Genomic DNA, 12,260 nt, shown 5'->3' with positions numbered 1-12,260 from the left:
GCGGTCGGTTCAGCCGGCCCGGGTGAGCAGCGCCTCCACCCGCGAGGCGAGCTCGCGGGGACTGAAGGGCTTGGTGATGTAGTCGTCGGCGCCGGAGTCGAACCCGGTCTCGACGTCGGACTCCTGGGCCCGGGCCGTCAGCAGGATGACCGGGATGTCGGCGAGCGACGGGTCGGCCCGGATCACCCGGATCGCGTCGAGCCCGGAGACGCCCGGCATCATCACGTCGAGCACGGCGAGGTCGGGTCGCGAGGCCTGGCAGGCGTCGATCGCGGCGGCACCGTCGGCGACGGCCACGACGTCGTGGCCGAGCGTCGAGAGCTTGAACTCGACCAGCTCGCGGATGTCGACGTCGTCGTCGGCAACCAGGATCCGTGCCACGAGCTCCCCTTCCGTCCTGTGTGCGTGCAGCCTAGCGGTGGAACGTCCCCGACGAGCCGGAAGCCGGCACGCTCTGCTTCGAGCGGGCCGGCCTCCGGACCAGGGAGCCGACGTCAGTCGCCCTGCCCACCCGGGGTCGGCGTCGTCTTCTGCACCTGCATCAGGAACTCGATGTTGCTGTGCGACTTCTTGAGGCGCTCGAGGAGCAGCTCGAGGGCCTGCTGCCCGTCGAGGCCGGAGAGCACGCGACGCAGCTTCCAGACCACGGCGAGCTCCTCCTTGCTCATCAGGAGCTCCTCGCGGCGGGTGCCGGACTGGACGGCGTCGATCGCCGGGAAGAGGCGCTTGTCCGCGAAGTCGCGGCGCAGGCGGATCTCCATGTTGCCCGTGCCCTTGAACTCCTCGAAGATCACCTCGTCCATCTTCGAGCCGCTCTCGATCAGGGCGGTCGCGAGGATGGTGAGCGAGCCGCCGTTCTCGATGTTGCGGGCCGCGCCGAAGAACCGCTTGGGCGGGTAGAGGGCCGCGGAGTCCACGCCACCGGAGAGGATCCGGCCGCTGGCCGGCGCGGCCAGGTTGTAGGCGCGGCCGAGGCGCGTGATGCCGTCGAGCAGCACGACCACGTCGTGGCCGAGCTCGACGAGACGCTTGGCCCGCTCGATCGCCAGCTCGGCGACCATGGTGTGGTCGCTGGCCGGTCGGTCGAAGGTCGACGAGATGACCTCGCCCTTGACCGAGCGCTCGAAGTCGGTGACCTCCTCGGGACGCTCGTCGACGAGGACGACCATCAGGTGGCACTCGGGGTTGTTGGTGGTGATCGAGTTCGCGATCGACTGCATGATCATCGTCTTGCCGGCCTTCGCGGGCGAGACGATCAGGCCGCGCTGGCCCTTGCCGATCGGGGCGGCGATGTCGATGACGCGACCGATCAGGTTGCCCTGCTCGGTCTCGAGGCGGAGCCGCTCCGAGGGGTAGAGCGGGGTGAGCTTGGAGAACTCGACGCGGTGCTTGGCCGCCTCGGGGTCCGCACCGTTGACGCTCTGGATGCGCACCATCGGGTTGAACTTCTCCTTGCGCTCGCCCTCACGGGGCTGGCGCACCTCGCCGATGATGGCGTCGCCGCGGCGCAGGCCGTACTTGCGGACCATCGACAGCGAGACGTAGACGTCGTCGGTGCCGGGCAGGTAGCCGCTCGTGCGCACGAACGCGTAGTTGTCCAGCACGTCGAGGATGCCCGCGGCGGGGACCAGCACGTCGTCCTCGAGGATCGTCGTGTCGGGCTCGTTGCGCTGCCCGCCTCCGGTGCCCGTGGTGGGGCGCCCACCACGCTCGCGGTCGCGGTCGCGATCGCGATCGCGTCCCCGTCGACGGCGGTTGCGGCGGCTGCCCTCGCCGGCCTCGTCGCGACCCTGCTCGCCGCGGTTCTGCTCGCGGTTCTGGTCGCCACGCTCCTGGCTACGGTTCTGCTCGCCGCGGTTCTGGTCGCGGTTCTGCTCGCGGTTCTGCTCGCCGCGCTCCTGGCTGCGGTTCTGCTCGCCGCGCTGCTCGCGGTTCTGCTCGCCGCGCTCCTGGTTGCGCTCGCGACCCTGCTCGGCGCGGCTCTTGTCGCGCGCCTGCCGGTCGCGGTTGTCGTCGCGACCCGTGTCCTCGTGCTGCGCGGCGGGCTGCTTGTCCTCGCGCTGCGGCTTGTCCTCGCGCGGCTTCTCGTCGCGCGGCTTCTCCTCGCGCTGCTGCGCGGGCTGCTTGTTGTCCTGGGCCGCCGGGGTGTCGCCCGAGCGGTCCGCGGTCCGCGCGGGCGCCCGCCGGGCCGGGCGGTCGCCGCCGGCGTCGCGCGCCTGGCTGCGCTGGGTCGCCCCGCCCTGGGCGGCCTTGATCGCCTCGATGAGCTGGGCCTTCTTCATGGTGCCCGCGCCGGGGATCCCCATGCCCCCGGCCATCGCCTTCAGATCGGCGATCAGCATCGAGTTGAGCCCACCACCGCGCTTCTTGGGAGCGCCGGCAGATGCCTCGGGCGCAGCGGGAGTGGAGTCGATGGTTTCCGTCACGTGAGGTCCTTCCCACGTATCAGTGCCGAGCCGGCCCGCAGGCCGGTGGCTGCTGGTCATTGCTTCCTCCCCGCCAGTGCGAAGCCGATGAGGGCTACTGGCGGCGTGCCGGACGAGGTCCGCACAGAAAGAGGAAGGAGGTGCGCCCAGTGACGACCGACGCCGTCACTGCAAGGTGCTGCGCCGAGATGTCTGACGCGCCCTCAGGGTACCACCCGCGCCGGGATATGTGGCACCGAGCACGTTCTGCGTGGCGCGGTCCAGCGCGCGTGCCCGCACGCCGGCTCGCCGCTCAGCCGAGGCGCACGCCGTCGCGGTCGACGGCGAGGTGGAGGGCCGCCCACCCGTCCGGGGCCATGGCGAGCAGCCGGCCCGGCTGCACCGTACCGGCGTCGGGGCCGTCGGCGAACGCGAGCACGGTCGGCCCGGCACCCGAGACCACCGCCGGCACCCGGTCCGCGCGGAGCGCGTCGACGAGGGCCAGCGACCCGGGCATGGCCGGGCGGCGGTACTCCTGGTGCAGGTAGTCGCGGGTGGCTCGGAACAGCTGCTCGGGCTGCCCCGCGAGGGCGGCGACCAGCAGCGCCGTACGGCCGGCGTCCGCGGCCGCGTCCGGGTGCGGCACCTCCGCCGGGAGCAGCCCGCGGGCCACCTCGGTCGAGACCGGTGTCGGCGGCACGAACACCACCACGCCCACCCGCGGGTCGACGGCCGAGCCGACGGCGTAGAAGCCGTCGTCGTCACGACCCGAGATCGCGAAACCGCCGTAGAACGCGGGCGCGACGTTGTCGGGGTGGCCCTCGATCCGGGCCGCGAGGTCGAACAGCGCGTCGTCGCCCATGAGCAGCGCACCCCCCGCCACCAGCCCGCGCGCCAGGCTGACACCCGCGACGATCGCCGCGGAGGAGGAGCCCAGGCCGCGGGCGTGCGGGATGACGTTGCGGCAGGTGAGCCTCAGGCCGGCGGGCTCGGCGCCCATCTCGGCGAACGCCGCCCGCATCGCGCGGACGACGAGGTGGGACTCGTCGCGGGGCACGTCGTCGGCTCCGGCACCCTCGACCCGGATCTCGAGGCCGCCGGCGGTCACCTCGGCCTCGAGCTCGTCGCGCAGGTCGAGGGCGATGCCGAGCGAGTCGAAGCCGGGACCGAGGTTCGCGGAGGTCGCGGGGACGCTGACGCGGACCGCGTCGCGGACGAAGGTGGCCATGCCTCAGGCGAGCCCGGCGGCGCGGGCCGCGGCGGTGACGTCGGCATCGACCACCGTGTCGACGATGCTGCGTCCGGCGCTCGCGAACCCCTCGAGGGCGGTGGCGGTGTCCTTCAGGCCGTGCCCGGTCACCGTCACGACGACGGACGCGCCGGCGTAGGACTCCCCCGCTGCCAGCTCCTGGAGCAGCCCGGCGATGCCGGCGGCCGAGGCCGGCTCGACGAACACCCCGTCGTGGGAGGCCAGGTCGCGCTGGGCGGCGAGGATCTGGTCGTCGCTGACCGCCGCGAAGCGGCCGCCCGACTCGTCGCGAGCCGCCTCGGCGAGCTTCCACGAGGCGGGGTTCCCGATCCGGATCGCGGTCGCCAGGGTCTCCGGGTCGGGGAAGGGCTCGCCGGTCACCAGCGGGGCGGCTCCCTCGGCCTGGAAGCCCCGCATGACCGGGCGGCGGGTGGCCAGGCCGAGCTCGGCGTACTGCGTGTAGCCCAGCCAGTACGCCGAGATGTTGCCGGCGTTGCCGACCGGGAGCAGGTGGAAATCGGGGGCGTCACCGAGGAAGTCGACGATCTCGAACGCCGCGGTCTTCTGCCCCTCGAGGCGCACCGGGTTGACCGAGTTGACCAGCGCCACGGGGTAGTCCCAGGACAGCCCCTTGGCCATCGCCAGGCAGTCGTCGAAGTTGCCGCGCACCATGATCACCTGCGCGCCGTGCACGATCGCCTGCGCCATCTTGCCGGCCGCGATCTTGCCCTCGGGCACCAGCACCAGCGGCTTGAGGCCGGCCTTGGCGGCGTACGCAGCCATCGAGGCCGAGGTGTTGCCGGTCGAGGCGCACACCACGGCCTCGGCCCCGTCGTGCTTCGCGACGGAGATCGCGGCGGTCATGCCACGGTCCTTGAACGAGCCGGTGGGATTGTCACCCTCGACCTTGAGCCAGACCTCCGCCCCGGTGAGGCCCGAGAGCCACTCGGAGTGCACCAGCGGGGTGCCGCCCTCGCGCAGCGTCACCGCGGGCGTGCCCTCGGGGATCTCCAGCAGGTGGCGGTACTCCTCGATCACGCCGCGCCACTGGTGGGTGCGGGTGAAGGTCCCACCCGCCGGGTGACCGAGCCCGTCGGGATTCATTCGTGGTCCCCCTCGACGCGCATCACCGAGGTGACCTCGCGGACGATGTCCATGGAGCGCAGATGCTGCACCGTGGCGCTGAGCTGGGCGTCGGTGGCCTCGTGCGAGACCACGACCAGCTCGGCGTCCAGGCCCCGGCCCTCCTGGCGCACCGTGGAGATGGAGACGCCGTTGTCGGCGAAGGCCGTCGCGACCGCGGCCAGCACGCCGGCGCGGTCGTCGACGTCGATGGCGACGTGGTAGCGGGTGCGGGTCTCCCCCATCGGGAGCACGGCCCGGTCGGCGTACGCCGACTCGCCGGCGCCGCGGGTCCCGGCGAGGCGGTTGCGGGCCACGGTCACCAGGTCGCCGAGCACCGCGGACGCGGTGGGCGAGCCGCCGGCGCCGGGACCGTAGAACATCAGCTGGCCGGCGGCCTCGGACTCGACGAAGACCGCGTTGTAGGCCTCGCGGACGGAGGCGAGCGGGTGGCTGCGCGGGATCATCGCGGGGTGCACCCGCACGGCGACGGCGTCGTCCCCACCGGGGTTCGGCATCAGCTCGCAGATGGCGAGCAGCTTGACGACACTGCCCATCTCGCGGGCCGACTGCACGTCGGCCGCGGTCACCTCGGAGATGCCCTCCCGGTGGACGTCATTGGCGGTCACCCGCGAGTGGAAGGCGAGCGACGCCAGGATCGCCGCCTTCGCGGCCGCGTCGAAGCCCTCGACGTCGGCGGTCGGGTCCGCCTCGGCGTACCCGAGGTCCTGGGCCTCCTCGAGAGCCTCGGCGAAGCCGGCCCCGGAGGTGTCCATCTTGTCGAGGATGAAGTTGGTGGTGCCGTTGACGATGCCGAGCACCCGGGTGACCCGGTCGCCGGCGAGCGACTCCCGCAGCGGTCGCAGGATCGGGATCGCACCGGCGACGGCGGCCTCGTAGTAGAGGTCGCGGCCGGCCTTCTCGGCCGCCTCGAACAGCGTCGGACCGTCCTCGGCGAGCAGTGCCTTGTTGGCGGTGACGACGGAGGCACCGTTCTCCAGCGCCGAGAGGATCAGCGACCGGGCCGGCTCGATGCCGCCGATGACCTCGATCACCAGGTCGACGTCGTCGCGGGCGACCAGGCCCGCGGCGTCGGTCGTCAGCAGCCCCTCGGGGACCTCGACGTCACGCGGCGCGTCGAGGCGGCGCACGGCCACGCCCACGAGCTCGACGGGTGCGCCGATGCGCGCGGCCAGGTCGTCGGCCTGCTCGTCGAGCAGCCGCACCACCTGCGAGCCCACCGACCCGCAGCCGAGCACCGCGACCCTCAACGCCCGGGTCCTCATAGCTGGGCTATCCACTGATCGCTCCCACGTCCGTTGCCAACAGGTCGTCCACAGTCTCCCGGCGAACGACGACGCGCGCCGCACCGTCCCGAACCGCGACCACCGGCGGTCGCAGCGCGTGGTTGTAGTTGGAGGCCATCGAGCGACAGTAGGCGCCCGTCCCGGGCACGGCCACCAGGTCGCCGGGGGCGAGGTCGGAGGGCAGGAACTCGTCCTTGACCACGATGTCGCCGGCCTCGCAGTGCATGCCCACGACCCTCGACAGCACCGGCGCCGCGTCGGAGGCGCGCGAGGCGAGCGTGCAGGAGTAGTCGGCGTCGTACAGGGCGGTGCGGATGTTGTCGCTCATCCCGCCGTCCACGCTCACGTAGGTCCGGCGGGCGCCGCCGTCGAGCGCCACCTCCTTGACCGTGCCTACCTCGTAGACCGTGCACATCGAGGGGCCGACGATCGCACGGCCCGGCTCGATCGACAGCCGCGGCTGCGGGATCGCCAGCGCCCGGCACTCGTGCTCGACGATCTTGGTCATCTCGGTGGCCAGCTGCGAGGGGTCCGACGGGTCGTCCTGGGTGGTGTAGGCGATGCCGAAGCCGCCGCCGAGGTCCATCTCGGGGAGCGTCACGCCGAGCTCCTCGGAGACGCGGGCCTGCAGCGCCAGCACCCGACGCGCCGCCACCTCGAACCCCGAGGAGTCGAAGATCTGGGACCCGATGTGCGAGTGGAGGCCGAGCAGCTCGAGCCCCGCGGCGTCCTGCACGCGGCGTACGGCGTCGTAAGCGTCGCCCGAGGTGATCGAGAAGCCGAACTTCTGGTCCTCGTGGGCGGTCGCGATGTACTCGTGCGTGTGCGCCTCGACGCCCGCGGTCACCCGGATCATCACCCGGGCGGTGGCGCCGAGCTCCGCGACCACCGCGGCCAGGCGCTCGATCTCCACGAACGAGTCGACGATGATCCGCCCCACCCCGAGGCCCACGGCCCGGCGCAGCTCCTCGACGGTCTTGTTGTTGCCGTGGAAGCCGACGCGGGACATGTCGAACCCCGCGCGCTCGGCGACGGTCAGCTCACCACCGGAGCACACGTCCAGGCAGAGCCCCTCGTCCGCGATCCAGCGTGCGGTCGTCGTGCACAGGAACGCCTTGCCGGCGTAGAAGACGTCGTAGCCCGCGAACGCGTCACGGAAGGCGCGGGCCCGGGCCCGGAAGTCGGCCTCGTCGAGGACGTACGCCGGGGAGCCGTGCTCCGCGACGAGGGCGGTCAGCGGTACTCCCCCGACCTCGAGGACACCCTCGACCTTGCGCGCCGTCGTCGACCACAGGTGCTGGACGAGCTGGTTGGGGTCGGCCGGCTGGCGCAGCCAGGACGGGCGCAGGGCGCCGTCGGCGTGCGCCCAGCCTGCTTCGTGGGCGTGGGGCATGAACTACTCCACCTTCTACATGCGCTCGGGCGCCGAGACGCCGAGCAGCGTGAGGCCGTTGGCCAGCACCGTCTTCGTGGCCGCGACGAGCAGGAGGCGGGCGCGGTGCAGGTCGCCGACCTCCTCGTCACCCATCGGCAGCACCCGGCAGCTGTCGTAGAAGCGGTGGTAGGCCGCGGCGGTGTCCTCGAGGTAGCGGGCCACCCGGTGCGGCTCGCGCAGCTGGGCCGCGCTCGCCACGACGCGCGGGAACTCGGCGAGGGCGCGCAGCAGCTCGCCCTCCTTCTCGTGCGAGAGCCGGGCGGGGTCGAAGTCGCGCAGCATCTCCTCGGCCGATCCGGTCGGGATCCCGAGGTCGGCGGCGTTGCGCAGGATCGAGGAGACCCGGGCGTGGGCGTACTGCACGTAGTAGACCGGGTTGTCGTTCGACGCCTTGGCCCACAGGTCCAGGTCGATGTCGATGTTGGAGTCCGTCGAGTAGCGCGCCAGGGCGTAGCGGCTGGCGTCGACGCCGATCGCCTCGACGAGGTCGTCGATGGTCACCACGGTCCCGGCCCGCTTGGACATCCGCAGCGGCTGGCCGTCGCGGAGCAGGTTGACCATCTGCCCGATCAGGATCTCGAGGTTCTCGTGCGGGGTGTCCCCGAAGGCCGCGCACATCGCCATCATCCGGCCCACGTAGCCGTGGTGGTCGGCACCGAGCATGATGAAGCAGCGGTCGAACCCACGCTCCCGCTTGTCGAGGTAGTACGCGAGGTCGCCGGACAGGTAGGCGCCCTGCCCGTCGGACTTGATGATGACGCGGTCCTTGTCGTCGCCGTACCTCTCGGTGGCGAGCCACAGGGCGCCGTCCTTCTCGTAGGTGCTGCCGAGCTCGGTGAGCCGGTCGACCGCGCGCTGGACCGCGCCGCTGCGGTGCAGGTTGTCCTCGTGGAAGTAGACGTCGAAGTCCACGCCGAAGTCGTGGAGGCTCTTCTTGATCTCGGCGAACATCAGCTCGACGCCCTCGGCCCGGAAGACCTCCTGGGCGGCGTCGTCCTCGAGCTCGAGCACGTCGGGGCGCAGCCGCACGACGTCGGCGGCGATGTCCTCGATGTACTGGCCGCCGTAGCCGTCCTCGGGGACGGGCTTGCCCTGCGCGTTGGCCAGCAGCGACCGGCTGAACCGGTCGATCTGGCCGCCGTGGTCGTTGAAGTAGTACTCGCGGGTGACCTCGGCGCCCGCCATCGACAGGACCCGGCCCAGCGCATCGCCCACCGCGGCCCAGCGGACGCCGCCGAGGTGCAGCGGGCCGGTCGGGTTCGCCGAGACGAACTCGAGGTTGATCTTCTCGCCGGCGAAGGCGTCGGAGGAGCCGTACGACGCCCCGGCGCCGACGATGTCGGCGGCCACCGCGCCCTGCGCGCCCGCGTCGACGGTGATGTTGAGGAAGCCCGGCCCGGCGATCTCGACCGCCGCGACGCCGTCGGCCTTCTCGAGGCGATCCTGCACGAGCTCGGCGAACGCGCGGGGGTTGGTCCCGGCCTTCTTGGCCAGCTGGAGCGCGACGTTGGTCGCGTAGTCGCCGTGACCCTTCTGCCGGGGTCGCTCCACCGTCACCGTCGCGGGAACCCCGTCGGGCAGGGTGATCGCACCCTCGGCGGAGAGGGTCGTCAGGACGTCGACGATGGTGGCGGAGAGCTGCTCGGGAGTCACCGGGTCAGCCTAGTGGCGCCACGCGCGCCGCCCGGAATCGATCTCCCGCCTCGATACCCGCGCCCGATCGGGGAGGCGGTTTCGTGCTCTCCTCTCCCCCGCTGTATGGTCATCCCGCACCTTGAGCCCCCGTAGCTCAGGGGATAGAGCACCGCCCTCCGGAGGCGGGAGCGAAGGTTCGAATCCTTCCGGGGGCGCCACACCGTTGAACTGGGCCTGATTCACATGTGAGTCGGGCCCTTTTCGTTGCCCGGCGCCGCATGCGGCCCATCTCGACGCCGAACCCGGCCCATCTCAACACTGAACGCGGCCCATCTCAACGAGTCAGTACTCGCCACACGCCACCTCGTATAGACAACCCTGTTGTCCGAATGTAGATCTGCGTACGCTCGAAATAGACAACACTGTTGTCGATAAGAGCAGTGGGTGCGGCGCCTCCCCGCCCATCAACTGCTGACACAGCGCAGAGAAGAAGGAGCAACACCATGTCCCTGCACGTCTCGCTCGACACGGCCCGGAAGGTGAGCACACCGGCCGCGACCATGGTCACCCTGGCCAGCCCCACCACCGCACCGGCCCTCGACGTCGCGGTCTGGCGCACCGAGCTCCCCGCCGGGAGCGTCGGACCGCACCACACCATCGACGTCGACCAGTTCCTGGTCGTGCTCAGCGGTGCGGTCCGCGCCGAGATCGATGCCACGCCGTACGACGTGGTGGCCGGGGAGGGAGTCAAGCTGCCGGCCGGGAAGGTCCGGGTGATCTCGTCAGCCGGCACCGAACCGGCCGTCACCCTGACCGTCGGTCGCCCGGACGCGTTCGCCACCGTCGGCAGTGGCGACCCGGTCCCGGTCCCGTGGACCGCCTGACCGTGTCGCCGCCCCGCTCCCCAGCGCCCGGCGGTACGGTCGACCGGGTGCACGACATCCCCCTGGTCCGGCTGCTGTCCATGGCCGTGACCGTCGCCCTCGACGAGCTCCACCACGAGCTTAACGCGAACGGCCACCCCACGCTGCGCCCGGTCCACGGCTACGCCTTGAACGCGGTGCTCAACGGCCACAACACGGCCAGCGCGATGGCGCCGCTCCTTGCCATGACCAAGCAGGGGGCGGCGCGCGTCATCCAGCACCTGCTCGACGAGGGGTACGTCATCCTCGCCGACGACGGCACAGGCACCGATGCACGCAGCAAGCCGCTCGAGCTCACTCGCCGCGGCAGGGACGCCATCGCGCTCGCTGTCCGGGTCCAGGACCGCATCGAGGCCGAGTGGGCCGACGTCGCGGGCAAGCGAGGCATGTCGGAGGCTCGGCAGGCGCTGGAGCGGGTCGTTCTCGACGGCCGCGACGAGCTCCCCGCCATCCGGCTCGGCTGGTGACGCGGCTGGGCGCGGCTCGCCGCCCCGACGAGTCAGCAGTGCTCGAGCGTCGCGTCCCTGCGCGCCTCGTTGCCCAGCATCCGCGCCTGTGAGGTGTAGGGCAGCACCACGCTGGCCCCGCCGATGTTGCCGATCCCGCCCTGGACCACGCAGGTGGTGATCCGGCCGGGCTCGACCTGCGCCATCGCCTGCGCCAGCCGGAACAGCTCCGCCGGGCCGAGGTCGGTGTGCAGGTGCTGCATCACCGAGACGACGCCGCGCTCCATGAAGCCCGGCACCGAGGCCCGGGCGCGCACCCTGGCCTGGATGCCGCGCAGGACGCGCTGCTGGTTGGCCGAGCGGTCGAAGTCGCCGGCGGGCAGGTCGTGCCGGATCCGCGCGAACGCCATGGCGTCGTACCCGCTGAGGTGGATTCGGCCGGCCCGGAACCCCTTCGGCTTGAGGTAGGTGTCGCTGAAGGCGCGCGGGTTCTGCACGTCGATGCCGCCGATGCCGCGCACCATGTCGATGAAGTAGGGGAACCGCGTCACGAAGACGTAGTCGGGCTGGATGCCGACCAGGTTGCCGACGGTCTGCCCGAGCAGCTGCGGCCCGCCGAAGTAGAGCGAGGCGTTGATCTTCTCGTAGCCGTGCCCGGGGATGTTCACCCACGAGTCGCGCGGTACGCCGATCGAGGCGGCCGCGCCCGTCCGGGTGTTCATGCCGATCAGCTGCAGCGCGTCGCCGCGGGTACGGGTCATGTCCTGACCGGGCCGGGCGTCCGAGCCCACGGCGAGGATCCACACCACGTCGGGGCTGACGTCGACGCCGGAGCCCTGCTTCACCTTCACCAGGGTCACCTCGGTGGACTTCACCGCCGAGTCGGGAACGACCAGCGCGGCCACGGCCAGCACCAGCCCGAGGACGAGCAGGTGCAGGACGCCGGCGGTGCGCGAGCGGGTGCGGGCGGTGTTCATCGACCGCCTCCCTTCTGGTGGTGCTTGCCCCCGTGGCCGTTGCCCGAGCGGCCGTGGTGCTTGCCTGAGTGGTGCTTCGACGGCCTCGTGGTCGGCTCGAGCTCGTCAGGGCTCCCCTTGGCGACGTCGAAGCCGAACACCTTCCAGCCGTGCGGGCCGGGCGCCAGGAGGAGCCTGCCCCGGACGACCACAGAGCGCTCCTTCTCCCCCGTCGTCGTGTAGTCGAGCCGGAACCGCGCGGTCGCGGCGGCCGCCCGGCCGCGGGCGGGCAGCAGGTCGACCCACACCAGTCGTCGGCGGGCGGTCACTCCGTCGATGTCGCGCCCGAGGGGCTGGTTGGTCATCAGCGCACGGTCCCGCCAGGCGTCCGCGCGGGCTCCGGCCGTGAAGCCCGGGTAGGCGTTGCTGAAGTCGTGGCGTGGGTACTTCCCGCCGACGTACGCCGCGTCGAACCAACGGTCGACGACGACCCCGACCGCGTGGACGGCCCGCTTGCGCACCCGCGGCGGCAGGTGTCCCGGCACGCGGCCGAGCGCGACCTTCGTCTTCACCTCGGGAGCCGGCCGGCTCGACCCCGACGCGGTGGGAGACGCCGCCGGCGCCCCACCGTCGGCGTCGTCGCTGCCGCTGCAACCGGTGGCCGCGAGGGCCACGAGCAGCAGCGGGACGAGCAGCAGGGAGAGCGGCCTCGAGGTCCGTCGCCTGGGGGTGTTCATGGTCGGCCAATCTCTCACGTCGTGTGGATCACGTGACACCCTGCC

At 72.0% G+C, this 12,260-nt stretch carries 11 protein-coding genes and 1 tRNA gene; 3 read left to right on the top strand and 9 right to left on the bottom strand.

Features of this window, described 5'->3' with window-relative positions; translation table 11 throughout:
• Positions 1-9 precede the first annotated feature (9 nt).
• The 7 genes from ACZ43H_RS03765 to argS all read right to left on the bottom strand — a co-directional run bounded on the left by ACZ43H_RS03765 (position 10) and on the right by argS (position 9,171).
• The gene (locus tag ACZ43H_RS03765; RefSeq protein ID WP_464587870.1) at positions 10-381 is read right to left on the bottom strand and encodes a response regulator transcription factor; all 372 of its coding nucleotides are present in this window, start codon (positions 379-381) and stop codon (positions 10-12) included.
• 113 nt (positions 382-494) lie between these two features.
• Positions 495-2,426 (bottom strand): transcription termination factor Rho, encoded by a 1,932-nt coding sequence (gene rho, locus ACZ43H_RS03760; protein ID WP_464587869.1) that lies wholly within the window; start codon positions 2,424-2,426, stop codon positions 495-497.
• Between the two features lie 292 nt (positions 2,427-2,718).
• A complete protein-coding gene (thrB, locus tag ACZ43H_RS03755) occupies positions 2,719-3,633 on the bottom strand; it encodes a homoserine kinase (protein WP_464587867.1) in 915 nt (304 codons plus the stop codon).
• Positions 3,634-3,636: 3 nt separating this feature from the next.
• Entirely contained in the window at positions 3,637-4,758 is a 1,122-nt protein-coding gene (gene thrC, locus ACZ43H_RS03750) for a threonine synthase (protein ID WP_464587865.1), read from the bottom strand.
• Positions 4,755-6,062, bottom strand: a complete 1,308-nt coding sequence (locus tag ACZ43H_RS03745) for a homoserine dehydrogenase (RefSeq protein ID WP_464587863.1) — start codon at positions 6,060-6,062, stop codon at positions 4,755-4,757. The genes thrC and ACZ43H_RS03745 overlap by 4 nt, the downstream gene beginning before the upstream one ends.
• Before the next feature lie 7 nt (positions 6,063-6,069).
• Positions 6,070-7,476 (bottom strand): diaminopimelate decarboxylase, encoded by a 1,407-nt coding sequence (lysA, locus tag ACZ43H_RS03740; RefSeq protein WP_464587861.1) that lies wholly within the window; start codon positions 7,474-7,476, stop codon positions 6,070-6,072.
• A gap of 15 nt (positions 7,477-7,491) precedes the next feature.
• Positions 7,492-9,171 carry an arginine--tRNA ligase gene (gene argS, locus ACZ43H_RS03735; protein ID WP_464587860.1) on the bottom strand — a complete coding sequence of 560 codons (1,680 nt, stop codon included), beginning with the start codon at positions 9,169-9,171 and terminating at the stop codon, positions 7,492-7,494.
• A 125-nt stretch (positions 9,172-9,296) separates the two neighbouring features.
• On the opposite strand from argS, the gene ACZ43H_RS03730 reads away from it, so the two are divergent.
• The 3 genes from ACZ43H_RS03730 (at position 9,297) to ACZ43H_RS03720 (ending at position 10,543) form a co-directional block, all read left to right on the top strand.
• A tRNA-Arg gene (locus tag ACZ43H_RS03730) sits at positions 9,297-9,371 on the top strand.
• Between the two features lie 285 nt (positions 9,372-9,656).
• Positions 9,657-10,037: a cupin domain-containing protein gene (locus tag ACZ43H_RS03725; RefSeq protein WP_464587858.1), complete on the top strand. Its 381-nt coding sequence runs from the start codon at positions 9,657-9,659 to the stop codon at positions 10,035-10,037.
• A gap of 47 nt (positions 10,038-10,084) precedes the next feature.
• Positions 10,085-10,543 carry a hypothetical protein gene (locus ACZ43H_RS03720; RefSeq protein WP_464587856.1) on the top strand — a complete coding sequence of 153 codons (459 nt, stop codon included), beginning with the start codon at positions 10,085-10,087 and terminating at the stop codon, positions 10,541-10,543.
• 32 nt (positions 10,544-10,575) lie between these two features.
• Here the strand turns inward: ACZ43H_RS03720 and ACZ43H_RS03715 are convergent, their stop codons facing one another.
• Together ACZ43H_RS03715 and ACZ43H_RS03710 are read right to left on the bottom strand one after the other, a co-directional pair.
• A complete protein-coding gene (locus tag ACZ43H_RS03715; RefSeq protein WP_464587854.1) occupies positions 10,576-11,499 on the bottom strand; it encodes an LCP family protein in 924 nt (307 codons plus the stop codon).
• The gene (locus tag ACZ43H_RS03710; RefSeq protein WP_464587852.1) at positions 11,496-12,215 is read right to left on the bottom strand and encodes a hypothetical protein; all 720 of its coding nucleotides are present in this window, start codon (positions 12,213-12,215) and stop codon (positions 11,496-11,498) included. Before ACZ43H_RS03710 ends, ACZ43H_RS03715 begins: the two co-directional genes overlap by 4 nt.
• Positions 12,216-12,260 lie beyond the last annotated feature (45 nt).

Source organism: Nocardioides sp. DN36, from assembly GCF_055380375.1.
The sequence above is the reverse complement of the archived record's forward strand: the minus strand, read 5'-3'. Positions and strand labels throughout refer to the sequence as shown.